Genomic DNA, 25,962 nt, shown 5'->3' with positions numbered 1-25,962 from the left:
AGCGAGGTGCCGCCCGTGTAAGTGTTCTGACCGGCAAGCGTCAGTGTGCCGGTGCCGGCCTTGGTCAGTGCACCGGTGCCGTCTATCGCGCCGTTTTGGGTCAACTGCGTTGCTGGCATCGTATCGATGGTGCCCCCGCCGGTGTCGAGCGTGGTGGCCCGGCTCATGGTCATGTCGGCTGTCGTGCGCAGCGTGCCGCCGTTGAAGCTGAGGGGACCCGTCGCGGCACCGAGATTTGCGTCGGAACTGACCTGTACCACGCCGCCGTTGAGTGATGTGCCGCCCGTATAGACGTTCGCTGCGGAGAGCACCAAGGTGCCGGTGCCGGCCTTGGTCAGTACGCCGGTGCCGCCTATCGTGCCGTTTTGGGTCAACTGCGTACCCGGCATCGTATCGATGGTGCCCCCGCCGGTGTCGAGCGCGGTGGCCCGGCTCATGGTCATGTCGGCGGTCGTGCGCAGCGTGCCGCCGTTGAAGCTGAGGGGACCCGTCGCGGCACCGAGATTTGCGTCGGCGCTGACCTGTACCACGCCCCCGTCAAGCGAGGTGCCGCCCGCGTAAGTGTTCTGACCGGCAAGTGTCAGCGTGCCGGTGCCGATTTTGGTCAGCGCGCCGGTGCCGCCTATCGTGCCGTTTTGGGTCAGCTGCGTTCCCGGCATCGTATCGATGGTGCCCCCGCCGGTGTCGAGCGTGGTGGCCCGGCTCATGGTCATGTCGGCGGTCGTGCGCAGCGTGCCACCGTTGAAGCTGAGGGGGCCCGTTGCGGCACCGAGATTTTCGTCGGCACTGATCTGTACCACGCCCCCGTCAAGCGAGGTGCCGCCCGCGTAAGTGTTCTGACCGGCAAGCGTCAGTGTGCCGGTGCCGGCCTTGGTCAGTGCACCGGTGCCGCCTATCACGCCGTTTTGGGTCAGCTGCGTTCCCGGCATCGTATCGATGGTGCCCCCGCCGGTGTCGAGCGTGGTTGCCCGGCTCATGGTCATGTCGGCCGTCGTGCGCAGCGTGCCGCCGTTGAAGCTGAGGGGGCCCGTCGCGGCACCGAGGTTTTCGTCGGCACTGACCTGTACCACGCCGCCGTTGAGTGATGTGCCGCCCGTGTAAGTGTTCTGACCGGCAAGCGTCAGCGTGCCCGTGCCTGCCTTGGTCAGTGAGCCCCCGACTGAGGGGGGGAGGGGGGAACCGGCGGCGACAAGAAGGCCGGTGAGCTGTGGCGACACGCTGTCGCTGATGACACCCGCTATGACGTCGTCCTGATTCAGGCCGCCTACGGCAAGATTGCTCGCACCCAGGTAGACGTTCCCTGCGCCTGACAATGAACCCACTCTAAGACTCTGTGACATCTGGCTGATGTCCAGGGTGCCGCCTGCATTGTTGACGAGCGTGGCAGTGTCCGCGGACGAGTCTCCGAAAAACGCCGTGAGGCCACCCGAATTGTTGCTGATATGGGCGGTTCCGGCGCTGGAATTGTCCCTGAACGTGGTCAAGCCGCCGTCGTGGCTGGAAATGCTGGCCTGACCCGCGGTGGTGGCCTCGTAGAAGCCGATTTGCGCTTGATTCGCGGTGCTCATGACCGCGCTTGATGCCGTCGACGTTCCGTAAAAGGCAGCGGTGGCGTCGTCGTATGTGCCCATTTCGGCCCCGACAAGTTCGATCGCCGCATTGCCTGCGGATGAGGCACCCGTGAAGAGTATGACGCTTTGCGATCCACCAAAGATGTGGCCAAGCGCACCAATATTGGCTCCGTTCATGGTCAGCATGGAATTGCTACTGACGCTCACCGATGCCGCTTGCGCTCCATCTGCATTGATAACGGGCATTCCGTTTTGGACCACCACATCGGTTGACGCATTCGGAATCTGACCGGTACTCCAGTTACCGGCTGTGAACCAGCTTCCGTCGAAAGGGCCAGTCCACACGGCCTGCTGCGCAAGCGCCGGTTGGGTTGCCAATACAGGAATCGTCATGGTGATTAATGCCACGCATTTTAATGTCTGATTGAGTGATGGAGGTCGAGCAGGAATGAAAGAACAATTTAACATATGGCTGCCGTATTCTGATATACGCTCTTAATAACCTGTCATGCTCCGCCTCAAGTCCGCCATGAGCGTTGTGGCGTTGCGTCATAGGGTCTATGGACGCGCCGAGGAAGGGGTGCCAATGCAGGGAGCGCTGATCTTACAGGGTGTGGCAATAAATTTTTGGCGTTTGATGTTATTTAACGATTATGTTGTATTAAGTAAAATATGAAATCAGACTAATTGGATGATATTGGGAGTGAATCGATTTAATTTTCGATAGCTGATCGGCGCCTGGTCATGCCACTCTTTTTAACATTTCATACCGATGCCGCTATTAAGCTGACTTAATCAGTTGCATGGGATGCGGTTATTGGAGTGCGCAGTCGGGGGTGTCCGGCGGTGCCATGAGCAGCCTGTCGCTGTCGTCCTTCAAACCCACGCCCGTCAATGAGAGCTGGCGCGCATGCGTCATCAGGTAGTGCAATTTGAACGCGGCCTGCTCGTAGCCGAGTCCTTCAGGACGTACATTGGAAATGCAGTTGCGTTCGGCGTCGCTGCGGCCGACGCGCGGGCCGTAGGTCAGATAGAGACCCAGGCTGTCCGGCGAACTGAGGCCTGGCCGCTCGCCGATCAGCATGACGACCATGCGCGCGCGCAGGCGCTCGCCGATGTCGTCTCCGAGCGCCACCCGCGCTTGCCGTGCGACCACCACCGGACCGACATTCCAGCCTTCGAGTCTTGCGTGCACGGCACGCAGCAGAGGCAGCGCGTGACGTGCCGCCGCAAAGGCCGACAGTCCGTCCGCGACGACATACACCACGTCCGGTGTGCTGTTCATCGTACCTGCATAGTCCGCGAGATGCGCCACGCTCTCGTCGCTCAGTGTTCGGCCGAGATCCGGACGCCGCAGATAGTGCGCGCGATCGGGTGCGGCACTTTCCACGTCGAGCGTCTGAAAACCCGCCTCGCGCAGCGCCTCGTGCAGGGGGCCGGGATCGAGCGGCTGATGCACGGCATCGCGCGCCTGCGCGTGCGCGAGATTGAACTCGAGCAGTGGTGTAGTCGGCAAGCTGTTGCCTGCGCGGCCAAGCGCAATCCGCGCACGCGTGAAACGTCGCAGCACGTCCCAAGAATTGGCGTTCACGCCGGCTGAAGATGTAGGCGGCGCGTCGGCATCGGCGGCCTCGGCATCCGTGTCCGGCACGGGAACGCAGGCTACAGGTTTGTGTGGTTCTTCCATCGCACGCCCGTTCTTTCGAAATGACCCGTCGTCTAGTTCGTCGTCTAGCTGTCCATCCATTCCCGCGCACCGTCGAGCAGTGGAACCCGCGTCGGCTGCGAGAGCAGAGCGCCCTGGTTGTCCGCGATCTGCATGCTTTCGAGCCACGCCTCGAACTCCGGTGCGCGCCGCAGCTTGAGCACGCTGCGCACGTAGAGCGCGTCGTGAAACGAGGTGCTTTGGTAGTTCAGCATGACGTCGTCGGCACCGGGAACGCCCATGATGAAATTGACGTTCGCAACGCCGAGCAGCGTCAGCAGATTGTCCATATCGTCCTGATCGACCTCAGCATGATTGGTGTAGCAGATGTCGCAGCCCATCGGCACGCCGAGAAGCTTGCCGCAGAAATGGTCTTCGAGCCCCGCGCGGATGATCTGCCGGCCGTCGTAGAGATATTCCGGGCCAATGAAGCCCACGACGGTGTTGGTCAGAAAGGGCTTGAACTTGCGTGCGACGGCGTACGCGCGCACTTCGCAGGTCTGTTGGTCGATGCCGTGATGGGCATTTGCCGACAGGGCGCTACCTTGGCCGGTCTCGAAGTACATGAGGTTGTCGCCGACCGTGCCGCGCTTGAGCGACAGCCCTGCCTCATAGGCTTCCTGGAGGAGGGCGAGCGAAATCCCGAAGCTCTCGTTGGCCTTTTGAGTCCCGGCGATCGACTGGAACACGAGATCGACGGGCGCGCCGTGCTCGATCGCCGCGATCGTGCTGGTGAGGTGGGTCAGCACACAGGACTGTGTCGGCACGTTGTAGCGTTGGCGGAACTCGTCGACCATCACGAGCAGCTTCGTGATCGCATTGAGCGAATCGGTGGCGGGATTGATGCCGATCATCGCGTCGCCGCAGCCGTACATGAGTCCGTCGAGCATCGAAGCCGCGATGCCCTTTACGTCGTCGGTCGGATGATTGGGTTGCAGCCGCACGGACATGTGCCCGGGCAGGCCGACGGTATTGCGGAAACGGGTGATCACGGGCCGCTTTTTCGCGGCGAGGATCAGATCCTGATTGCGCATGAGCTTCGACACGGCTGCGACCATTTCGGGCGTGAGGCCCGGTGCGATCCGGATCAGCGCGGCGGAAGAGGTCGTGTCCGCGAGGAGCCAGTTGCGAAAATCCCCGACCGTCAGATGCGAGATCTCGGAGAAGGCGGCGGCCGAATGATCGTCGACGATCATCCGGGTGACTTCGTCTTCTTCGTAGGGAATCAGCGCCTCGTTCAGGAAGGCACGCAACGGGAGCTGCGCGAGCGCCATCCTGGCCGCCACGCGCTCTTCCTCCGTGGCCGCGCACAGGCCCGCGAGCTGGTCGCCCGAGCGCAGCGGACTGGCCTTTGCCAGCAGCGTCCTCAGGTCGTCGAACCGGTAGGTCCTGCTCCCGATCGTCTCCGCGTAGCTCATGGCCGGTCCCTGTTTGCGTGCCTCCCATCAGTTTGCACCGGGCTCGCCCTTCATGCGACGCTTTTTTATTCCTCGAAAACAGCCCGTCGGCCGGCGCAGCAGATCGTGGCGATCCTGACTACGCCGCCGTTGTGAACCCCTTGAGACGCGCACAAGGAATGCGCCACTCGCTCTGCGGGGTTCCCTCTGGTTTTTTAACGCTGTTGGTACTTAGGCCGCGATCGCGCTGACCTCGGCACGCGCGCCGCGCAGCGATGCGACCTTTTGCATGGTATCGATGCACGCGCGGGCTGCTTCCTGGCCTTTGACGAGGAAGTGTTCGTGGAAGAATTGCACATGCTCGGGCGAGCCGTGGAACTGATGCGGCGTCAGCACGGCGGACAGCACCGGCGTTTCAGTTTCGAGCTGTACCTGCATCAGGCCTGAAACCACGGCTTGCGCAACGAATTCATGGCGGTAGATGCCGCCATCGACGACCAGCGCGGCACCCACGACAGCCGCGTATTTCCCGCTCTTCGCGAGGAGCTTGGCGTGCAGCGGAATCTCGAAAGCACCCGCGACTTCAAAGAAATCGCAGTCCGATGCGGCATAGCCGGCGCGTTCGAGTTCTTCGACAAAGGCGACACGGCACTGGTCGACGATATCGCGATGCCAGCCGGCCTGAATGAACGCGATGCGGGGAGAGGATGAAGGCTGACGCGAAGAAGTATTGGACACTTGGCAAATCCTGTGAGAAAAGAAAAAGGGCGCACAGGGCCAAGCCGCGCATTGCTACGCGTTGAATCCCCGCTCTCTCTCATCCGGACTATGACCGTCGGCCCCGGAATCACACCGGGTCTGCTGACCTTGCCGACAGGACCTCGCCGGCAAGCGCTCGCGGGCTACGCGTCTACGACGCGATTACCGCCGGTGGGGAATTGCACCCCGCCCTGAGAACGCTTGCGATGTTCGACACCGCAGTCCGCAATTTATCACAGGGTTCGAGAGGACGTAGGAGGAGCCGCGTGTTTAAACTATTCCGTGGCCTGCCATCGCGGCTCGTCCCAGTCTGGAACACCGCGACGACCTCGTCTATGTGCAATACCTTCGGCTTGATCTTGCGCAACGCTCCGTGCTTCGCGTACCTTCTTGAGGCGGAGCGATTTCCCGGCCGTTCGTGGCCGTGGTGATCCTTCCGGAAGCCGCAGCTCAGGACAGACAAGAACCCAAGGTAGCACTGCGGCAGAGACATCCGAGAGAAAACATGATGATTGAAAGCCAGGCGAACACACAGAGCGGCGACGCCGAACAGGCGCGCGCGCTTACACTCTATAGCTACTTCCGCAGTTCCGCGGCTTACCGAGTTCGCATCGCGCTCGGCCTCAAAGGACTTCCATACGACTATGTGCCGATCCATCTCCTGCGCGATGGCGGCCAGCAACGCGCCCCGCGCTATGTCGAGCTGAACCCCGAGGCGCTCGTTCCCGTGCTGATCGAGGACGAAGGTGATCCGCTCACCCAGTCGCTCGCCATCGTCGAGTACCTGGAGGAAACCCGGCCCGAGCCGCCATTGTTGCCGCGCGCCCCGGCCGATCGTGCGTATGTGAGGTCGATCGCCATGCAGATCGCCTGCGATATTCATCCGCTCGACAACCTGCGTGTCCTCTTCTATTTGAAGAAGACACTGGGCGTCAGCGACGATCAAAAGAATGCGTGGTACCGGCACTGGATCGAGACCGGCTTCGCCGCGCTGGAGACGCGCCTTGCACGTGAAGCCGGGCCGGGCGGGAGGGTGGGGCGCCTGTGTTTCGGCGATACACCGACCATCGCCGACCTCTGCCTGGTGCCACAGGTCTTCAATGCGGAGCGCATGGGCGTGCCGCTCGATGTGTATCCGACGATCCAGCGGATTGCCGCCGCGGCAGGAGAAATCGAGGCGTTCGTGCGCGCGGCGCCTGGGAATCAGGTCGACGCGGAGTGAGATGAGCGGAGGCTGAAATACGGCGCCTGATCGCCGAGCGGAGCTGCGACCTACGTCGCAGCTCCGAAGTACAGCTGAGTCCGTTGTGCCGCAGCTGATACGCTACGAACGGACACTAACCGCCACCCCTGACCTCGTATCGTCAGCGTCGGGGGCCTCTCACGGCTTTACATTGACTGCCTCGACGATTGTCCCGCTTGCCTCGCCGAAGCCGATCCTCGCAAAGCCGGCCTTGTCAGCCCAGGCGCGCAGGACCACGGTGTCGCCGTCCTCGAGAAAAGAACGTTGCTCGCCATTGTTCAATGCCACCGGCTTGCGTCCGCCGTTCGACAGCTCGAGCAGGGAGCCAGCCTCCGCGGGCGCCGGACCGGATTGCGTGCCGGAGCCGAGCAGGTCACCCGCCTGGAGATTGCAGCCGCTGACCGTGTGATGTGTAACCAACTGCGACACACTCCAGTACGAATGCTTGAAGTTCGATCGTGACAGCCTCTGCGGCGCTTCATTCCGCTCGCGCATCCGCGCTGTCTGGATCAGCACTTCGAGATCGATATCGAGGCCCGCAAGGCTGCGCGTCGCGGGCGAATCCAGATAGGGCAGCGGCAGAGGATCACCCGCCGGTCGGCTCCATGGGGTCCGGAACGGCGTCAGTGCGTCGAGCGTGACGATCCACGGCGAAATCGTCGTCGCGAAGTTCTTCGACAGAAACGGGCCGAGTGGCTGATATTCCCACGCCTGGATATCGCGCGCCGACCAGTCGTTGAGCAGGCACAGGCCGAAAATCTTCGATTCGGCCTCGTCGATCGGCACGGGCTCGCCGAGCGAATTGCCGCCGCCGAGCAGGATGCCGACCTCAAGTTCGAAGTCGAGCCGCGCGCTCGGCGCGAGCGAGGGGCTGTCCTCTCCGGTCGGCTTGATTTGTCCCATCGGCCGCCGCACGCGCTGCCCCGATATACCGATCGACGAGGCGCGCCCGTGATAGCCGATCGGCACCCACTTGTAGTTCGGCAGCAGCGGTGCGTCGGGCCGGAACAGGCTGCCGACCGCGGTCGCATGATGGATCGATGTGTAGAAATCGGTATAGTCGCCGATCTTCGCCGGCAGGCTGTATTCGGCCTCGTCCTGGGGCAGCAAGGCCTGGCGCAGCGTGACCTGGGCCGGCGAGGCCTCGCGCAGCAGGCGCGACACAGCAAGGCGCAGCGCCTGCCATGCATCGGGGCCGAGTGCCATGAGTTCATTGAGCGTCGATGCACGGGCCGCCTCGATCGCTGACAGCGTGAGTTCGTCCGTGTCGTCGAATGCACCCGCCGCATAGGCCTTGCGAAGATCGAGAATCTGCGCGCCGATGGCGACGCCGATGCGGAATTCCTCGATACTGCCCCGGCGCCGAAACACGCCGTAGGGCAGGTTCTGGACCGGAAAGTCGCAACCTGGCGCGTTGGCGGATTCGACCCAGCTGCGCAGCTTGTTGTCGTGGGTTTCGTTAAGCCGATAGATCATGGTTGTTCCGGATTGAAGTGTTTCCTGAGGTCGAGCCAGCAGCGGAAGTAGTCGGCCTGAAGCTGGGCGGATTCGAGCGCGAAGGCAGTCGGACGGATGACGAGCCGTGTCTCGAACATGAAGGCCATGGTCGAGTCGACCTTGTGCGGCATGCTGACATCGGCGTGGCTCGCGCGCTCGAAAGTTGCCGCATCGGGGCCATGGCCGCTCATGCAGTTATGCAGGCTTGCGCCGCCGGGCTGGAAACCTTCAGCCTTCGCATCATAGACGCCCGTGATGAGGCCCATGAACTCGTTGGCGACATTGCGGTGGAACCAGGGTGGCCTGAACGTGCGCTCGGCCGCGAGCCAGCGGGGCGGAAAGATCACGAAGTCGGCGTTGCCTACGCCCGGGGTATCCGACGGCGAGGTCAGCACGAGGAAGATCGACGGGTCCGGATGGTCGAAGCTGATCGAGCCGATCGTATTGAAGTTACGCAGATCGTATTGATAGGGTGCGTAGTTGCCGTGCCACGCGACCACGTCGAGCGGCGAGTGGCCGATCGCGGCTTCCCAGAAGCCGCCGAGGAATTTGGCGACGAGTGTGAAGTCGCCTTCGATATCCTCGTACGCCGCTACCGGCGTGTTGAAGTCGCGCGGATTCGCGAGCGAGTTCGAGCCGATCGGGCCGAGATCCGGCAAGCGAAAAGGCGCCCCGTAGTTCTCGCAGACGTACCCGCGCGCGGTCCCGTCGAGCAGTTCGACACGAAAACGCACCCCACGCGGAATCACGACGATCTGCTGCGGCTCGGCTTCGAGCACGCCCATTTCGGTAGCGAAACGCAGACGACCCTGTTCGGGGACGATCAGCATCTCGCCGTCGGCATTATAGAAATAGCGGCCCTGCATCGAGCGGTTGGCGGCATACATATGGATCCCCACCCCGACCTGCGCATCCGGGCCGCCATTGCCTGCCATGGTGACGAGGCCGTCGACGAAATCGCGGGGCATATCGGCATCAGGCAGTGGCAAGGGATCCCAGCGCAACTGGTTCGGGGGTGTCGGCAGCGTGTCGAAGCGGCTGACCACGCGTTCGTTCGCGCGGACCTCGAAGGGACGGTGTGCGGCAGCCGGACGAATCCGATAGAGCCAGGAACGGCGGTTCTGATGGCGCGGTGCGGTGAACGCAGTGCCCGTGAGTTGTTCGGCATACAGGCCGTACGGGCATTGCTGCGGCGAATTCTGGCCGACGGGCAGGGCACCCGGCAATGCCTCTGTCGCGAAGTGATTGGCGAAACCGGATTGGTATCGCAAGCTTGACGATGCGTCCATCTGTGTCTCCGTTCGATTCGGGACCGGGCCGCCCGGATGCGGGACCCGGCTTTTCATGCACGTTGCACGATTATCCGGTCAAAGACTGTCACTGAGAATGCAGGTGGTAAAATAATCAGCATTCACATTATGAATAGGCACGCTTCGTGAACTTGCGAGAACTCGACCTCAATTTGCTGGTGGTTTTTCTCGAGGTGCTGCACACGCGCGGGATCTCCGCCGCGGCGCAAAATCTTGGCTTGTCACAGCCGGCAGTCAGCAATGCGCTCGCGCGTCTGCGCACGACATTCGACGACGCATTGTTCGTGCGCACGCCGGGGGGGATGCTGCCGACTCCGCTCGCCGAGGAACTCTCCGGCCCCGTCTCGAGTGCGTTGTCGCAATTGCAGGATACGTTCAATCACCACCGCGAGGCGTTCGATCCCGCGACCAGCCTGCGGCGCTTCACGATCGCGATGACGGATGTTGCCGAGGTCTACTTCATGCCCCGGCTCACGGCACGCTGTGCGGAACTCGCGCCACAGGTTCGCATCAGCGTCGTGAGATCCGGTGACAGGGCATTGTCGAATGCGATGGCCGACGGGCTGATCGATCTTGCGATCGGCGCGAACAATGATTTCTCGGACAGCTATTACCAGCAGCGGCTGTTCCGTCAGGAATGTGTGACGGTGTTCCGCATAGATCATGAGCTCGGGAGAAGCCCGCTGACCCTGGAGCGCTTTCGCGCGGCACGCCATGTATGGGTGGCGGAATCGACGAGCCCTTACGATCGCATCGCGCAATTGCTCGAGAAAGCCGGCATTCGCGCAAGGGCGCCCGTCGAGGTCCCGGGGTTTCTCGCGGTGCCGCTGATCGTCGCGCAGGGCGAGCTAGTCGCAACCGTGCCGCGCAAGCTGGCCGACAGCATTGCTGCTTCGTTCGGCCTTTCATTCGTCAAGCCGCCTCTCAAGCTGCCGCTTCTACAGACCAATACATTCTGGCACCGGCGCTTCCATCACGACACCGGACATCGATGGCTGCGCGGACTGATCGCCAGCGAATTCAACGAATAGTCCGCGAACGAACGTCGAGTTGGGGCGTCGTGCATCCCATGAGGCCAAGCCTGTATCCTTGCTACCGTCCATCCAACGTTCGCGTTCCTACGACCCTGCACCATGCCTCGTTCCCACTCATCCTCGCTCGATGTCGTGACCTGCGGCGAAGCGATGGCGCTGTTTGCCGCCTTGCAGCCCGGTCCGCTCGAACACTGCGGGCAATTTCAGAAAATCACCGCGGGTGCCGAGCTGAACGTCGCCATCGGTCTGGCGCGGCTGGGCTTCGGCGTCGGCTATCTGAGTCGTGTCGGCAATGATTCGATCGGCCGGTTCTTGCTCGCGGCGCTCGACCACGAGGGGATCGACCGCTCCCACGTCGCGCTCGACGAGGTCTATCCGACGGGCCTGATGTTCAAGACGCGCAGCGACGACGGCAGCGATCCTCATGTCGAATATTTCCGGCGCGGGTCGGCGGCGAGCCGGCTCAGCCTGGCCGACTATGCGGCCGATTATTGCCTGCAGGGGCGGCATGTCCATCTGACCGGGATTAGCGCAGCGCTCTCGGACAGCGCGCGCGAGCTTACCGTTCATCTCGCGCGTGAAGCGAGGGCGGCCGGCAAGACAGTGTCGTTCGACCCGAACCTGCGCCCGCGTCTCTGGTCCTCGACGCAGGCGATGATCGACGGTACCCACGCGCTTGCGGCCCTCGGCGATCTCGTGATGCCGGGCCTCGGGGAAGGGCGCCTGCTGACGGGCTACACCGAGCCCGCGGACATCGCGCGGTTCTATCTCGATCTCGGCGCCTCGGCGGTCGTCATCAAGCTCGGACCCGCGGGTGCCTATTTCACGAACGGCACGGAAAGCGGACGGGTCGCGGGCGTGCCGGTGCCCGCGAGCCGGGTCGTCGACACGGTCGGCGCTGGCGACGGCTTCGCGGTCGGCGTGATCAGCGGCTTGCTCGACGGCCTGACGCTCGCCCATGCGGTCGAGCGCGGCACACTGATCGGCGCGCGCGTGGTCCAGTTCATGGGTGACTGCGAAGGCCTTCCGACCCGCGCGGAGCTGGAAGGCGTCGTGCTGTGAAATCGTCGCAGCGACTGTCGTCGCGGTTACGGTTGCACCAGGCTCAACGGGGCTGCCTGCGATCCTGTTCCGGCGTGAAGTCGTGGCTCGCGAAAGTGCCGCCCTGATAACGCTGTCCGATCGCATCGATCGGGTTCGGCAGCGCGAGGATTTCGGCTGCATAGTCCTCGGCATTCTGGCGAGGCGCGAAGCCGAGCCGTTCGGCACCCGCAGTATCCCAATAGTTGCGGGTGTTGTTCGAGACACCCCAGACGACGAGGAAGCCGACATCGGGCGCATCAATGCAACGGTCGACCAGGTGGAACAGGTCTTCGTGCCCGAACCACGTGCTCAGGTGGCGGAACTCGGTCGGTTTGTCGATACAGCTGCCGATACGCACGCAGATGCTTTCGATACCGTGCTTGTCCCAATACATGCGCGCGAGTGCCTCGCCCCACGCCTTGCTGAGTCCATAGAAGCTGTCGGGCCGCAGTTCGCAGTCGAGCGCAAGCTTCTCTTCCACGGGGTACATGCCGATCGCATGGTTCGAACTGGCGAATACGATGCGGCGGACTTTGTGCCGGCGAGCCCCTTCGTAGACTTCGACGAGCGCACGCAGATTATTGTCGATGATTTCCGGCAAAGGGCGTTCGACGCTCGTGCCCGCAAGATGGATCAGCACGTCGACGCCTTCGAGCAGGCGGTCGACCACGGCCGGATCGCCGAGGTCGCCGTGCATCACTTCTTCGTCGGCGGCGAGCGGCGTGAGCGGCTCGCGCGGATCGGGTGCGCCCGCTGAACGCAGTACCGTGCCTCGTTTGATCAGCGCCGCGCGCAGCACGGTACCGAGCTGGCCGGCGGCGCCGCTCAATGCAATCTTCTTCATGGGTGGTGGATTTCCCAACGTTGATTGTGCATTTTCGGGGCCTGCTAGCCCGGTTCTGCTCAAGTCTGATTCGAAGACTCGATTCGCTGGCTGCAGTTCCATCTCGCAGGCCAACTCACCGGTCCGCTTTGCAGACCGGGCCACCCCTTCCTATCGTGCCGCGTCGCCCCAGCGATACTCGATCGTCGTGTCGTCGAGCTGCGCCTTGAGTCCATCATCGAGCGTGAGATCGACAGCCGCGAGGGTATCGGTCAACTGGTCGGGACGGCTCGCGCCGATGATCGCCGACGTCACGACCGGATTGGCGAGCACCCACGCGACGCTGAGCTTGGTCAACGATTCGCCGCTCGACTGGGCGAGTTCGCGCAGCTTGTCGATGGTCGCGAACTCACGCTCGTGCCAGTAGCGTTGCTGATACATCGCGCCGGCGTTGCCGACGGTGGCCGTGGTAAAACGTCCTTCGGACGGTGCGGCGTCGTGGCGATGCTTGCCGGTCAGCAGGCCGCCCGCGAGCGGGTTGTAAGGGATGACGGCGAGCTGTTCTTCGCTGACGAGCGGCAGCAGCTCACGTTCGATCTGACGGAACAGCAGGTTGTAGCGCGGCTGGACGCACACGAAGCGCGCGAGGCCCAGCACATCGGCGCGGCCGAGCGCACGTGCGAGCCGGTAGGCGAGGAAATTCGATACACCAATATAGCGCGCCTTGCCCGATTGCACGATCGTGTCGAGCGCACGGAGCGTTTCGTCGAGCGGGGTATGCGGGTCGTCGGAGTGCAACTGATAAAGATCCACATAGTCGGTGCCGAGCCGGCGCAGCGACGCGTCGATCGCATCGAGCAGGTGTTTGCGCGAAGCACCCTGGTCCCACTCCGAAGGGCCAACCTTGCCACAAGCCTTGGTGGCGAGGATGAAGCGATCGCGTCGTCCCTTGAGCCAGCGGCCGACGATCTCCTCCGTGCGGCCGGCCGCGCTTTCGTCGCCGCCGAGCGGATACACGTCCGCGGTGTCGATGAAGTTCACGCCCGCGTCGCTCGCCTTGTCGAGAATGGCATGCGAAACGTCTTCTTGCGTTTGCAGGCCGAAGGTCATTGTGCCGAGGCACAGACGGGAGACTGTCAGGCCGGTGCCGCCGAATTTCCGGTATTGCATTCTTGGTTCCTGTGAGGGTGGGGCGTGATGCCGTACACGCGAATTGAAAAGGATAGCGTCAATTCGCGCGCCGCGTTGGGTGTCGCTTCGACTAGCCGAGCACGTTCAGCATGGCGTCGATCACGGCACGGTCTGTGCGCAGCCGGGAGGTCTCGAAGCCGAAGCGGCGTACATCGGGGCTGCCGCCTTCGGCCGGCGAACGGCACGAGGCGTGGACTTCGCCCACGCCCGTCGCATGAACGAGCGCGCCGACGTTGCCGGGTGTGATGCCCGCGCCAGCCATGACGGAGATGCGCCCCGCGGCGTGCCGCTGGAGTGTGGCAAGAACGAATGCGCCCTCGCTCGCGTTGAGCGCGCGCCCTGACGTGAGCACGCGTTCGAAGCCCAGTTCGATGGCGGTCTCGATGGCTTCGAGCGGATCGGGGGCAAGATCGAAAGCGCGGTGCAGCGTACGTCCCAGTCCTTCGCATTCGGCGCTCAGGCGAGCGAGGAGCGCCGCGTCGAGGGTCCCATCGGGTCGGCTCGCTCCGAGCACGACACCCGCGAGACCGGCCGCCTTGGCCGCATGGATGTCCGCGATCATGATGGCTTCGTCTTCTTCGTCGAAAACGAAGTCGCCGTCGCGCGGCCGGATCATCGCGTAGACCGGCACGGGCACGCGTGAGGCTGCCCGCATGAGACCGAGGGACGGTGTGGTCCCGCCGACCGCGAGCGGCCCGCAGAGTTCGATGCGCGCGATCGGCGCCGCGCCCGCGACAAGCAGGCCGGCTGCCGAATCGACGCAAACCTCGAGCGTGGTCACGCTTGCTCGAGACCCGGTTTGGCTCATGAGAGATCTCTCCAGGGGGTGCATGCGCCGCGAGAGGCGCTGAAACCATCGGGTCTGGCTTTCAACTGCCGATCACAGTGGCCCGACCGCGCCGGGTTTGCATCGGCTTCCGAGACTCGTGGAGCGAGTATTTTACGCGCATGCACGGGTTGCCTCAATGGGCTTCCATACTTCGCCGCCGGCCTCGTTTTTTGCGAATTGATATTGCGCCGCTTACAGTGATCGAACTGTGGAGATTCGGGCGCAAGTGCGCGTGGTGGCCACGCTGAGTGATAGGTTTTTCATCGATGGGCGAGGGCGCCGAGGGGTTTGGAAAGGTCCCAGGGGGGCGCCGCCCCCCGAGACCCTTCGTTCCCACTACGGCACTACCCCGTGTGTTTCTACTACCTGTACTTCTACTATTGTGCTTCTACAACCCAAAACACCTGCAACTTCCGCAACGTACCTTCCGCAACGTACTTCCGCTGCTTCCCTGAACGACTATTTCCCCCGAAACGTCGAACTTCACTCCCAAACCACTACCCTTGAACATCGACTACTGACCTCAAAGCACCACCACAACCGCCTTCAACAGCAACTTGAAACTGCGATCCCCCGAACGCAGTTTCCCACCATAAAACACGGAAACAAACACGACTATCCGTTACTGCCTTGCATACTCATTACGCCCCGTAACGGCTGGTCCGTCTTTTATTGTTACTGAGCCGAAACCTGCAACTCGCCCCATTGGACGAGAATCTGCTGAATGCTGTGCGCATACGCATCGCGCAATTTCGGCGATTCCGAGTGATACGCGCCGATCGCGCGCCACGTGTTGCCATACTTGACCATCTTCTGCTTGAGCAGCCATGAAGCGACGAAGACGTTCACGCACGGGTCGGTCAGCGCGCGTTGCGGTACGCCGGCGCGGGCGAGATCGCCGAAATGGATCGAATTGATCTGCAACTGACCGACGTCCACCGAGCCGTTTGCATTCCGGTTGACGACGCTCGGATCGCCCTTCGACTCGTACCACGCGATCGCGCGGAGGATCGATGGATTCACGCCCTGGTAGACCGCCGCCTGCATGAAACAGTCGCCCGCCTGCGCGATGCCGCACGGCAAGGCGAACACGAGTGCCAGCCATGCCCATGCCCGAATCCGCACCTGCTTCAGTCGCCGGTGCAAAACCGGCGCAAAAGTCTGTCCTTCGATCGCCACGACTCACGTCTCCCGGGATGATGGGCTGCCCTACGCTCTCGCCTTTAACGGTGTTTCCTTACTTCAGCAAAGCCTGGTCGATCTGATGCTCGACCGAGTCGAGATAGGCGTGGGACGCATCGGATACCACCAGCCGCACCGACGGCATCTCCGCCTTCCGGGCAGTGGCCGAAGCCGTCCGCCTGCGCGATGAGCCGCGCGGGGCAGGGGTCTCGTCCGGACCCGTCGAAGGCGGCAGCATCGACAGCGACGGCAGCGGCGGATAAACCTTGTCGGCCGCGGGTGGCGCATTCGCGACCACGGCCGCTGGCACCGCCGGAGCTGGCGCGCTATGCACCGCCGCGGGACTGGTCGTCACCGCGGCCACCTGCGGTTTCCCCTCGTACTGGCCAGCCAGCGCGGCGGCTGACGCAAGCGCCAGCACCAGGCTGATGGCCGATCCCTTGAGTCGATTCATGAACCTCACGTCCCTATGGCGTCGTCTTGATCGACACGCTGTACGACTCGTTCATGCCTGCCGTCAGGTTCTCGAGGCTCACCTCGGAAGTCCGCTGGGCGGGCACGCCTCTCCAGATTGCCTGGTTCAGATACTTGAAGTCCTGGGCCAGCGCTGTCACACGTACGGTCGTCGGACGCTGCTGCGCGGCCGCCAGTGAACCGGCCTTCGCGAGCACGGCCGACAATTGCGGGTCGTGCGCGCCGAGCGCATCCGGCGGAATGGTGAAGCTCAATACCTCGCCGGGCACCGGTGCGGGTTTCTCCGGTTTCGTCTCGGTGACCGCGGGCAGTTGCGCGCATCCCGCCAAGGCCAGCACGATGAGAACCGCAGAGCATGCGCGCTGCTTCACAAGTCGCTCCTCTCGAGTATCCAAACGTCAAGTCTGTCTATCGGCAGGCCCGAAGCGAACTTGATAGGCGAATGCAGTCCACGAACAAAAATCCTGAGATCTGACTCAAAAGAGGGGGATGAAGAGCGAATTCAGCCGGGCCGCGCGATCGGCCTGAAATCTTTCCGGGCGCGCGGCGGTGGACGGGAGGCGCCGCGCCAGGCGGCGCTCTTGAGCGGATTCCTTGGGTCGGCGGGCTGGGTCTGGCCGGCCAGGGCGAGCGTGAGCGCAGCGTTCAGGCTGTCGACTCGGGGGCGCTCGGATGAAGCTGCACACGGCCTTCGCAGGTTGCGTCGGGGGGATTGCGGCACGGGCGTGCTGCAGGATTGTCTTTACATCCGCGCGCGACGGTATACAGTCGGACAGGCCGCACGGTATCTGCCTTCGTTTCGCGGGGCACGAGTGCGCCGGCCTAGGCCTCGCGCGGATCTCACGAGACTTCGCGTTCGTTCATCGGTGTTTGCGGCCCATGACCTTTACCGCACTCACCGGACGACGCTCGACAGGCCGTCGGGGTGTGCGCTCTCACGCAGCTCAAGGTCACGATGGACAAGTTTCATCTTCTCCGCCCGTTCCACTCATTTCGCTTTTCGTTTGTCCCCTCTCTCGTTGCGCGATTTCATACCTGGAGAGCGTCAAACGGCGTAACGGATGTCGAGCCTCTGCTGCGCTCGGAGCTGTTCAGTGCGGACCAGATGGAGCACCACGGTCAGCATCTCGCGCGGCAACACCGATTGAGTGCGGCGTCGGCCACCGACGGGCTGCTCGCCCGCCTCAGCGACAACGAGACGATGCTCGCGAGCAGCTGCGAAATGCTGACCGCCGCGACTGTTTCGAGCCGCCGCCCGACGCCCGCCGCCGAATGGCTGCTCGACAACTACTATCTGATCGAAGATCAGATCCGCACCGCGCGCCAGCATTTGCCCGAGGGCTACAGCCGTGAACTGCCACGGCTCGCGAACGGTCCGTCAAGCGGCTCGCCGCGCGTTTACGACATCGCGCTCGAGACAATTTCGCATGGTGACGGGCGTGTCGACATCGAAAGCCTGAGCCGTTTCATCGCGGCCTATCAGACGATTACGCCGCTCAAGCTCGGCGAGCTCTGGGCGATCCCGATCATGTTGCGGTTCGCACTGATCGAGAACCTGCGGCGCGTCGCCACGCGGGTGATGTCGGACCTCAAGGACCGGAATTTGGCGGTAAGTTGGGCCGATCGCATGACGCAGACCGCCGAACTCGATCCCAAGAGCGTCGTGCTCACCGTCGCCGACATGGCCCGTTCCGATCCGCCGATGGCGAGTTCCTTCGTCGCCGAGCTCGCGCGCAGGCTCCGGGGCCAGAGCGCGACGCTCGCCCTGCCGCTGACCTGGATCGAGCAACTGCTGTCCGAGTCAGGCCTGACGATCGAGCATCTCGTGCAGATCGAAGCACAGCAGCAGGCCACTGATCAGGTGTCGATCAGCAACTGCATCGGTAGTCTGCGCCTGCTCGCGGCAGCCGACTGGAAGGAGTTCGTCGAGCGCATGAGCGTGGTCGAGCATGTGCTGCGCGACGATCCCGCGCAGGTCTACGGCGATATGGACTTTGCGACGCGCGATCACTATCGCCATGTGATCGAACGTCTGTCGAGAAACAGTGCCGAGTCGGAAGAGACCGTTGCGCGTGCGGCCCTGGGGCTCGCAACAGCGGCTGCGAATGCAGCGGCGAGCGCGGCGCCCCCGCAAGATGCAGGCGCTCCAGACAAGGTGCAGGCCCATATCGGCTACTACCTGGTCGGCCGCGGCCTGCCGGAGCTCGAACGCAAGATCGCGGTCCGGGTGACGCTCAGCGAAAGATGGGAGCGCGAACTCGAAGACTCGCCCCTGTCGATCTACCTCGGACTCGCCTTCGCACTGACGCTCCTGCTTGCAACGCCGTTCTATCATCTCGCCAGTATCAGCGGCTGGCATGGCTATGCACTGGCGCTGCTCGCGATTCCCGCGCTGCTCGTGAGCGGCAGCGCCGCGCTCGCACTGGTCAACTGGCTCGTGACGTTGACGGTGCGGCCGGATGTGCTGCCGCGGCTCGACTACAGCGAAGGCGTACCCGCGCATGCGCGCACGCTCGTGGTCGTTCCGACGCTGCTCGCGTCGACATCCGATCTCGAAGACCTCGTCGAAGGACTCGAAGTCCGTTTTCTGGCGAATCGCGATGCGCACCTGCATTTCGCCTTGCTGACCGATTTCCTGGATGCCCAGTCCGAAACGCTCCCACAGGACGCGCCGCTTCTGATCCACGCGCGCGAACTGATCGACTCGCTCAACGCGAAATATGTGGGAGAGGCCGACCGCTTCTTCCTGTTTCACCGTCCGCGCCGGTGGAATGCGGCCGAGAACACCTGGATGGGCCAGGAGCGCAAGCGCGGCAAGATCGCCGAACTCAACGCTTTGCTGCGAGGCACGGGTCAGGACCATTTCGCGCTGGTCGTCGGCGAGACCGCGATACTGCCGCAGATCCGATATGTGATTTCGCTCGACACGGATACCCAGTTGCCGCGCGATGCCGCCCGCCAATTTGTCGGTGCCATCGCGCACCCGCTGAACCGCGCCGTTTACGATGCGCGCAGTGGCCGCGTGAGCTCGGGTTATGCGATCCTGCAACCGCGTGTCGGTATCAGCCTGCCGAGCACCGCCCGCTCCCTGTATGCGCAGCTGTTCGGTAGCGATGCGGGCATCGATCCTTATACGCGCACCGTCTCCGACGTGTATCAGGACCTGTTCAGGGAAGGCTCGTTCATCGGCAAGGGCATCTACGAAGTCGATCTGTTCGAGCGTGCGCTGGACGGCCGTTTTCCGCACAACCGCATCCTGAGCCACGATCTCGTCGAGGGGTGCTATGCGCGTTCCGGCCTGCTCAGCGACGTACAACTCTACGAGGAATACCCCGCGCGCTACGTTGCCGATGCGACGCGTCGGCACCGCTGGATTCGCGGCGACTGGCAGCTCATGTTCTGGGCCTCGCCCTGGGCGCCGACGGAGCAGCACGGTGTCGAGCGCAATCCCCTGTCCGCGCTCTCGCGCTGGAAGATCGCCGACAATCTGCGCCGCAGTCTCGTGCCGGCCGCGCTCGTCGTGATGCTCCTGAGCGGCTGGCTCGGCATGGCCGATCTCGCATCGTGGACCCTGCTGATGCTGGCCTTCGTGTTCGGTCCGATGGCGCTCATGGCACTCCATGCCGCGGGCCGCAAGCCTGGCGACCTGAGTGTCGCGCAGCATCTGTCGGTTTCGTTGCGGGCGGCGTGGCAACAACTCGCGCGTACCGTATTGACGCTCGCCTGGCTTCCGCACGAAGCGTTCTACAGCCTCGATGCGATTGCACGCACGCTGTGGCGTATGCTCGTCAGCCGGCGCTTGCTGCTGCAATGGAATTCGTCGCGCGAAGTCGAACGCACCCAGAACAACGAACTCGCGGGTCTCTACCGGACGATGTGGATGGGACCGGCGCTCGGCGTACTGACGCTTGCCGCGCTCGCCGTATTGCGAATTTCCCCTGCTGCCGCGCTGCCTTTGATCGTGCTCTGGCTGGGGTCCCCCGCAGCCGCCTGGTGGGTCAGCCGCGCCTCGTCGCATGCGGCCTTTGTTCCTTCGGCAAAAGATCGAGTGTTTCTCCGCATCCTCGCGCGCAAGACCTGGGCGTTTTTCGATCACCACGTCGGACCCGAAAACAACTGGCTGCCGCCCGACAATATGCAGGAGCAGCCGGTCGCCGTCGTCGCGCGCCGGACTTCGCCGACCAATATCGGCCTGTCGCTGCTCGCCCATCTGGCGGCCTACGACTTCGGCTTTCTGAGTGGAGGGCGGCTGCTCGATCGTCTGGACCGCACATTCGCGACGATGGTCACGCTCGAACGCCATCGCCAGCATTTCTACAACTGGTACGACACGCAGACCTTGAAGCCGCTGCGGCCACAGTACGTGTCGACCGTCGACAGCGGAAATCTCGCCGGCCATCTTCTGACACTGCGGCCGGGCCTGCTTGCACTGCCCGACGATCCCGTTTTCGACATGGGCCAGCTCGACGGACTCGGCGACACGCTCGCGATCCTGCAGGAGGCCTTGCGGGCGGCCGGTAGCGACGAGCAAGCGGCCGAGGCGATGCGCGCGGAGCTGCGGGTGACGCTCGCACGGGCGCCACGCTCGCTCGAGGCAGCCCTCGCGAGCCTCGAGCGCCTGCTCGCCAGGGCGAGGGAGATGGCGCCGATGCTCGACGTCAGACCCGATAGCGATGCCGAGTTCTGGCTCCACGCACTGGTCGCGCAATGTGTCGATTTGTGCGAGGAACTGAATTATTTCGTGTTGCCGTCCGTACGCGGAGGCGAATCTCGAGCCGGCGGCCATCCTTCTGAAATAACCGTTCAGGAGGCCGTGCCGACCTGGCGCGAACTCGCGTGTATCGATGCGAAGGCGTGGCCCGAGGCGACACGCGAACGTGTGGCGTTTGTGCAGCGCATGGCGGCCGAACGCATCGCGACCGCCATGCGGCTCGCGCAACTGGCCGGGGAGCTTGCGACGATGGATCTCGAGTTTCTCTACGATGCGCGGCGTCATCTGCTGTCGATCGGCTACAACGTCGACGAGCGGCGAGTCGATACAGGCTTCTACGATCTGCTCGCCTCCGAGGCGCGGCTCACGAGCTTCGTCGCCATCGCGCAGGGGCTGGTGCCGCAGGAAGGGTGGTTCAGTCTCGGCCGCCTGTTGACAACGACCGGCGGTACGCCGGTCCTGCTGTCGTGGACCGGCTCGATGTTCGAGTACCTGATGCCGATGCTCGTGATGCCGAGCCTCGAAGGCACCCTCCTCGAGCAGACCTGCCGCGCCGCGGTCGCGCGGCAGATCGAATACGGCCACCAGCTCGGCCTGCCGTGGGGCGTGTCCGAGTCTGGTTACAACCTGCTCGATGCCCAGCTCAACTATCAGTACCGCGCGTTCGGCGTGCCGGGGCTCGGCCTCAAACGCGGGCTCGGCGAGGATCTGGTCGTCGCGCCCTACGCATCGGCACTTGCGCTGATGGTCGCGCCCGACGCGGCCTGCCGTAATCTCCAGCGTCTCGCGGCCGAAGGCCTCGCGGGGCGTTTCGGGCTGCACGAGGCGGTCGATTTCACGCCGGCACGTTTGCCGCGCGGTCAGACCTCGGTGGTGGTCCGGTCATTCATGGCTCACCATCAGGGCATGAGCCTGCTCGCGCTCGCGAGCGTGCTGCTCGATCAACCCATGCAGCGGCGCTTCGCGTCCGATCCGCAGTTCCAGGCCGCGGCACTGCTGCTCCAGGAGCGTCTGCCGAAGACGGCCTCGCCGTATCTGCATGCAGCCGGCCTCTCCGACGTCGATGCGGCGATACGCCAGCCCGAGACGCAGCTGCGCGTCTTCACCGATCCGGATCTTCATCGCCCGGCCGTCCAGTTGTTGTCCAACGGTCGCTACCATGTGATGGTCAGCAGCGCGGGCGGCGGGTACAGCCGCTGTCGCGAAATCGCGCTCACGCGCTGGCACGAGGACATCACCAGCGATCTTTTCGGCGCGTTCTGCTATTTGCGCGATGTCGTGAGCGGCGCGTTCTGGTCGACCGCCCACCAGCCGACGCTGCGTCGCCCCGAACTCTACGAGGCGATCTTCTCCGACTCGCGCGCCGAATTCCGCGTGCGCGAACGCGACTTCGACGCGCACACCGAGATCGTCGTCTCGCCCGAGGACGATATCGAACTTCGTCGTATTCACGTGACGAACCGCGCGCGCACCACGCGCACGATCGAGCTCACGAGCTATGCGGAGGTCGTGCTCGCGCCGGCGATTTCCGATGCGATGCATCCGGCATTCAACAAGCTGTTCATCCAGACTGAGTTGCTGCGGCCCCTCCAGGCCATCGTCTGCACACGGCGGCCGCGCTCGAGCGAGGAAGCGGTGCCCTGGATGTTCCATCTGCTGGCCGTGCATGGCACCGATATCGATTCGATCTCGTATGAGACGGATCGCGCGCGATTCATCGGCCGTGGCCGCAGTCTGGCCGATCCGGCCGCGATGGACGACCGGCCCGTCGGCCGGCCCCAAGGCCGAGTCGGCGACGGGCTCGATGGCGAGGGCCAACTGTCCAACAGCGAAGGCTCGGTGCTCGATCCGATCGTCGCGATCCGTTGCCGCCTGACGCTCGAGGCCGGCCAGTCGGCGAGCGTCGACTTCGTGACGGGGCTCGGTGCGAGTCGCGACGACTGCGTGCAGTTGATCGGCAAGTATCGCGACCGCCATCTGGCCGACCGCGTGTTCGACCTTGCATGGACGCATAGCCAGGTCTCATTGCGGCAGCTCAATACCTCGCTGTCCGATGCGCGGCTCTATGAACAGATGGCTGCCTCGATCCTGTATGCGAACGCATCGATGCGTGCCGAGGCGAGCCTGCTCGCCGCCAACCAACGCAGCCAGTCCGGTCTCTGGGGGCAGGCGATCTCGGGCGACTTGCCGATCGTGCTGCTGCAGATCAGCGAATCGGCCAATATCGAACTCGTGCGGCAGCTCGTGCAGGCGCATGCCTACTGGCGTCTCAAGGGACTTGCGGTCGACCTCGTGATCTGGAACGAGGATCACGCGGGGTATCGCCAGCATCTGCAGGACCTGATCATGGGCCTGATCGCGTCGGGCGTCGAAGCGACGCTCATCGACAGGCCGGGCGGCATTTTCGTGCGGCCGGCGCAGCAGCTCTCGCGCGAAGACCGCGTCCTCATGCAATCGGTCGCGCGGATCGTCGTCGCGGACACACGCGGCAGTCTGGCCGAGCAACTCTACCGGCGCCGGGCCGAGACGCCACTGGCACGCTTCGAACCGACGCGAGCCGGCTTGGGCGAAACACCCGTGGCGCGCACCGTGCGCTTCGATCCGGCTTCGAGTGGCCTTGTGCTGCCTAACCCTTACGGCGGCTTTTCCGCCGACGGCACCGAGTATGTGATCGGGCTGGAACCCGGCGACGCGACGCCGGCGCCGTGGGCCAATGTGCTTGCGAACCCCGGCTTTGGCAGCGTCATTTCGGAAAGCGGGGGCGCTTACACCTGGAGCGAGAACGCGCATGAGTATCGGCTGACGCCGTGGCACAACGATCCGGTCTGCGACGCGAGCGGCGAGGCATTCTATCTGCGCGACGAAGAGACGGGCCGCTACTGGTCGCCGACACCGTTGCCGATTCCGGGACAGGGCGGCTACACGACGCGCCATGGTTTCGGCTACAGCGTCTTCGAACATGAGGAAGACGGCATCCACAGCGAGCTCTGGGTCTACGTCGCGCTCGATGCGCCGATCAAGTTCTCGGTGCTCAAGGTGTACAACCGGTCGGGACGGCCGCGCCGGCTGTCAGCGACCGGCTACGTCGAGTGGGTGCTCGGCGATCTGCGCGACAAGTCGGCCATGCACGTCGTGACCGAGTACGATCCCCTGGGCGGCACCCTTAGCGCGCACAACCGGTATTCGATTGAATTCACGGAAGCAGTCGCATTCTTCGATATCGACATGCCCGCGCGAAGTGTTACAGGAGACCGTACAGAATTCATCGGCCGCAATGGCAACCTGCGCGCGCCCGCGGCGATGTCGCGGGCGCGTCTCTCGGGCCGCACGGGCGCCGGGCTCGATCCGTGCGGCGCGGTGCAGACGGTATTCGAGCTGAACGACGACGACAGCCACGAGATCGTCTTTCGGCTCGGTGCCGGACGCGATGCCGACTCGACGCGCGATCTCGTGCAGCGGCAGCGCGGTGCGCTTGCTGCGGCCAACGCGCTCGAGGCTGTGCGCGCTCACTGGCAACAGACGCTCGGCAGTGTCCAGATCGCCACACCCGATGTCGCGACCAATATGCTCGCCAACGGCTGGCTCATGTACCAGGTGATCGCGTGCCGTCTCTGGGCACGCAGCGGTTATTACCAGTCGGGCGGGGCGTTCGGTTTCCGGGACCAGTTGCAGGACGTGATGGCGATGGTCCATGCCAGCCCGGCCCGGGTCCGCGAGCATCTGCTCGTGAGCGCCGCGCACCAATATCCGCAGGGCGACGTGCAGCACTGGTGGCATCCGCCGATCGAGCGCGGTGTGCGCACGCAGTGTTCGGATGACTATCTGTGGCTCGCGCTCGCGACGAGCCGCTATGTGCGCGTAACCGGGGACCGCAGCGTGCTCGACGAACCGGTCGCCTATCTCGAGGGCCGGCCACTCAACCCCGGCGAGGAGTCGTACTACGATTTGCCGACGCGCTCGGGTCTGCGCGAAACGCTATACCAGCATTGTGTGCGCGCGATCGAGCATGCTTCGCCACGAGGTGCTCAGGGCCTGCCACTGATCGGCAGCGGCGACTGGAACGACGGCATGAACCGGGTCGGCGACAAGGGGAAGGGAGAAAGTGTCTGGCTCGGTTTCTTCCTCTATGAAGTCTTGCGTGATTTCGCTTGTACCGCGCACGAGCATGGGGACTCCGCGTTTGCCGAACGGTGCGAGACGCAGGCACGGACCCTGCGTGACAATCTCGAATTGCACGGCTGGGATGGCGCCTGGTATCGGCGCGCCTACTTCGACGATGGCACGCCGCTCGGTTCCTCGGCAAACGATGAATGCCGGATCGACTCGATCGTGCAAAGCTGGTCGGTGCTCTCGGGTGCCGCGCCAGACGACCGTGCGCGCGAAGCGATGCGCTCGCTTGATCAGCATCTCGTGCGGCGCGATGTCGGCCTGATCCAGCTGCTCGATCCGCCATTCGATCACGGCACGCTCGATCCCGGCTATATCAAGGGCTATGTCCCCGGCGTGCGTGAAAACGGCGGCCAGTACACGCATGCGGCGGTCTGGGCGACCATGGCCTTTGCGGCGCTCGGGGAGGGCGCTCAGGCGTGGGCGCTATTGCACATGATCAATCCGGTCAACCATACGGGCAGCGCTGCGGGGATCGAGATCTACAAGGTCGAGCCGTACGTCGTCGCAGCCGATGTTTACGGTGTCGCGCCGCATGCGGGGCGCGGCGGCTGGAGCTGGTACACGGGATCGGCCGGCTGGTTGTACCGGCTGATTCTCGAATCGCTGCTGGGGCTCGACGTTCGCGGTGACCGGCTTCGCATCGAGCCGGTGTTGCCGGTCGAGTGGGCCGGGTTCAGCATGCACTATCGTTTCGGCGAGACCGTCTATGAGATCGCGGTCCGGCAGACAGCCGAAGGCGCGGGTGACGAGCGCGTGTCGGTCGACGGTGTGCTTCAGGACGACGGGGAAGTGCGGCTGCTTGACGATGGCGGCGTTCACCGGATCGAAATCGATCGACGGCATGGCGGTTCGGCGCGGCAGTGATCGGTGGGGAGGTGCCCGGTCCGCTGCGGCATGCGCGGTTTGCGGGCCGCCTGGACATGGCTTGCAGGGTATGCGCCGGCCGCCCGCGAGGGCGGCCGTGCAAGGTCATGCGGTGCCGA

Annotated in this window: 16 protein-coding genes and 1 riboswitch; of the genes, 4 read left to right on the top strand and 12 right to left on the bottom strand. The window is 63.9% G+C overall.

The window, feature by feature from the left end; all coding sequences use genetic code 11:
* From HV670_RS09850 to HV670_RS09835, 4 genes are all read right to left on the bottom strand, one after another.
* Positions 1 to 1,949, bottom strand: a 1,949-nt coding sequence (locus HV670_RS09850) for an autotransporter-associated beta strand repeat-containing protein (protein WP_175104578.1), incomplete at its 3' end; no start/stop codon positions are given.
* Between the two features lie 436 nt (positions 1,950 to 2,385).
* Complete coding sequence (gene eutC / locus HV670_RS09845; protein ID WP_175104577.1) at positions 2,386 to 3,258, bottom strand: ethanolamine ammonia-lyase subunit EutC; 873 nt, start codon at positions 3,256 to 3,258, stop codon at positions 2,386 to 2,388.
* 44 nt (positions 3,259 to 3,302) lie between these two features.
* Entirely contained in the window at positions 3,303 to 4,694 is a 1,392-nt protein-coding gene (locus HV670_RS09840; RefSeq protein ID WP_175104576.1) for an ethanolamine ammonia-lyase subunit EutB, read from the bottom strand.
* Between the two features lie 210 nt (positions 4,695 to 4,904).
* On the bottom strand, positions 4,905 to 5,411 hold the full coding sequence (locus HV670_RS09835) for a 6,7-dimethyl-8-ribityllumazine synthase (RefSeq protein WP_217478399.1): 507 nt from the start codon (positions 5,409 to 5,411) through the stop codon (positions 4,905 to 4,907).
* 67 nt (positions 5,412 to 5,478) lie between these two features.
* A riboswitch (FMN riboswitch) is annotated at positions 5,479 to 5,635 on the bottom strand.
* Positions 5,636 to 5,940: 305 nt separating this feature from the next.
* Here HV670_RS09835 and maiA point away from each other — a divergent pair.
* Positions 5,941 to 6,654, top strand: a complete 714-nt coding sequence (gene maiA, locus HV670_RS09830) for a maleylacetoacetate isomerase (protein WP_175104602.1) — start codon at positions 5,941 to 5,943, stop codon at positions 6,652 to 6,654.
* Positions 6,655 to 6,813: 159 nt separating this feature from the next.
* Here maiA and fahA read toward each other — a convergent pair whose 3' ends face one another.
* Complete coding sequence (gene fahA, locus HV670_RS09825; protein ID WP_175104574.1) at positions 6,814 to 8,151, bottom strand: fumarylacetoacetase; 1,338 nt, start codon at positions 8,149 to 8,151, stop codon at positions 6,814 to 6,816.
* A complete protein-coding gene (gene hmgA / locus HV670_RS09820; RefSeq protein ID WP_217478398.1) occupies positions 8,148 to 9,461 on the bottom strand; it encodes a homogentisate 1,2-dioxygenase in 1,314 nt (437 codons plus the stop codon). Before hmgA ends, fahA begins: the two co-directional genes overlap by 4 nt.
* 146 nt (positions 9,462 to 9,607) lie before the next feature.
* Here hmgA and HV670_RS09815 point away from each other — a divergent pair, with 146 nt between their 5' ends.
* Both HV670_RS09815 and HV670_RS09810 read left to right on the top strand, forming a co-directional pair.
* Positions 9,608 to 10,513 (top strand): LysR family transcriptional regulator, encoded by a 906-nt coding sequence (locus HV670_RS09815; protein ID WP_175104572.1) that lies wholly within the window; start codon positions 9,608 to 9,610, stop codon positions 10,511 to 10,513.
* 102 nt (positions 10,514 to 10,615) lie between these two features.
* On the top strand, positions 10,616 to 11,578 hold the full coding sequence (locus tag HV670_RS09810; protein WP_175104571.1) for a sugar kinase: 963 nt from the start codon (positions 10,616 to 10,618) through the stop codon (positions 11,576 to 11,578).
* A 43-nt stretch (positions 11,579 to 11,621) separates the two neighbouring features.
* Here HV670_RS09810 and HV670_RS09805 read toward each other — a convergent pair whose 3' ends face one another.
* The 6 genes from HV670_RS09805 to HV670_RS09780 all read right to left on the bottom strand — a co-directional run bounded on the left by HV670_RS09805 (position 11,622) and on the right by HV670_RS09780 (position 16,469).
* Positions 11,622 to 12,443, bottom strand: coding sequence for an NAD-dependent epimerase/dehydratase family protein (locus HV670_RS09805; RefSeq protein WP_175104570.1), 822 nt, complete (start codon positions 12,441 to 12,443; stop codon positions 11,622 to 11,624).
* A gap of 150 nt (positions 12,444 to 12,593) precedes the next feature.
* On the bottom strand, positions 12,594 to 13,592 hold the full coding sequence (locus HV670_RS09800) for an aldo/keto reductase (RefSeq protein WP_175104569.1): 999 nt from the start codon (positions 13,590 to 13,592) through the stop codon (positions 12,594 to 12,596).
* A 91-nt stretch (positions 13,593 to 13,683) separates the two neighbouring features.
* The gene (locus HV670_RS09795) at positions 13,684 to 14,421 is read right to left on the bottom strand and encodes a copper homeostasis protein CutC (RefSeq protein WP_175104568.1); all 738 of its coding nucleotides are present in this window, start codon (positions 14,419 to 14,421) and stop codon (positions 13,684 to 13,686) included.
* Positions 14,422 to 15,117: 696 nt separating this feature from the next.
* The gene (locus tag HV670_RS09790) at positions 15,118 to 15,561 is read right to left on the bottom strand and encodes a lytic transglycosylase domain-containing protein (protein ID WP_425511408.1); all 444 of its coding nucleotides are present in this window, start codon (positions 15,559 to 15,561) and stop codon (positions 15,118 to 15,120) included.
* Between the two features lie 118 nt (positions 15,562 to 15,679).
* Positions 15,680 to 16,078 carry a hypothetical protein gene (locus HV670_RS09785; protein ID WP_246257189.1) on the bottom strand — a complete coding sequence of 133 codons (399 nt, stop codon included), beginning with the start codon at positions 16,076 to 16,078 and terminating at the stop codon, positions 15,680 to 15,682.
* Positions 16,079 to 16,091: 13 nt separating this feature from the next.
* Positions 16,092 to 16,469 (bottom strand): hypothetical protein, encoded by a 378-nt coding sequence (locus HV670_RS09780; protein WP_175104567.1) that lies wholly within the window; start codon positions 16,467 to 16,469, stop codon positions 16,092 to 16,094.
* A gap of 554 nt (positions 16,470 to 17,023) precedes the next feature.
* On the opposite strand from HV670_RS09780, the gene HV670_RS09775 reads away from it, so the two are divergent.
* Positions 17,024 to 25,843 (top strand): glycoside hydrolase family 94 protein, encoded by an 8,820-nt coding sequence (locus tag HV670_RS09775; RefSeq protein WP_246257187.1) that lies wholly within the window; start codon positions 17,024 to 17,026, stop codon positions 25,841 to 25,843.
* Positions 25,844 to 25,962: the final 119 nt, after the last annotated feature.

Origin of the sequence: Pararobbsia alpina (assembly GCF_902859895.1) — a bacterium.
Classification (GTDB): Bacteria; Pseudomonadota; Gammaproteobacteria; order Burkholderiales; family Burkholderiaceae; genus Pararobbsia; species Pararobbsia alpina.
Note: the sequence above shows the minus strand (reverse complement) of the source record. Positions and strands in the feature narration are given on the sequence as shown.

Excerpts from the sequence above, each read along its gene's own strand:
- maiA (WP_175104602.1), top strand. The coding sequence starts at position 5,941 with ATGATTGAAAGCCAGGCGAACACACAGAGCGGCGACGCCGAACAGGCG.
- eutC (WP_175104577.1), bottom strand. The coding sequence starts at position 3,258 with ATGGAAGAACCACACAAACCTGTAGCCTGCGTTCCCGTGCCGGACACG.
- HV670_RS09810 (WP_175104571.1), top strand. The coding sequence starts at position 10,616 with ATGCCTCGTTCCCACTCATCCTCGCTCGATGTCGTGACCTGCGGCGAA.
- hmgA (WP_217478398.1), bottom strand. The coding sequence starts at position 9,461 with ATGGACGCATCGTCAAGCTTGCGATACCAATCCGGTTTCGCCAATCAC.
- HV670_RS09840 (WP_175104576.1), bottom strand. The coding sequence starts at position 4,694 with ATGAGCTACGCGGAGACGATCGGGAGCAGGACCTACCGGTTCGACGAC.
- HV670_RS09805 (WP_175104570.1), bottom strand. The coding sequence starts at position 12,443 with ATGAAGAAGATTGCATTGAGCGGCGCCGCCGGCCAGCTCGGTACCGTG.
- HV670_RS09785 (WP_246257189.1), bottom strand. The coding sequence starts at position 16,078 with ATGAATCGACTCAAGGGATCGGCCATCAGCCTGGTGCTGGCGCTTGCG.
- HV670_RS09800 (WP_175104569.1), bottom strand. The coding sequence starts at position 13,592 with ATGCAATACCGGAAATTCGGCGGCACCGGCCTGACAGTCTCCCGTCTG.
- fahA (WP_175104574.1), bottom strand. The coding sequence starts at position 8,151 with ATGATCTATCGGCTTAACGAAACCCACGACAACAAGCTGCGCAGCTGG.
- HV670_RS09795 (WP_175104568.1), bottom strand. The coding sequence starts at position 14,421 with ATGAGCCAAACCGGGTCTCGAGCAAGCGTGACCACGCTCGAGGTTTGC.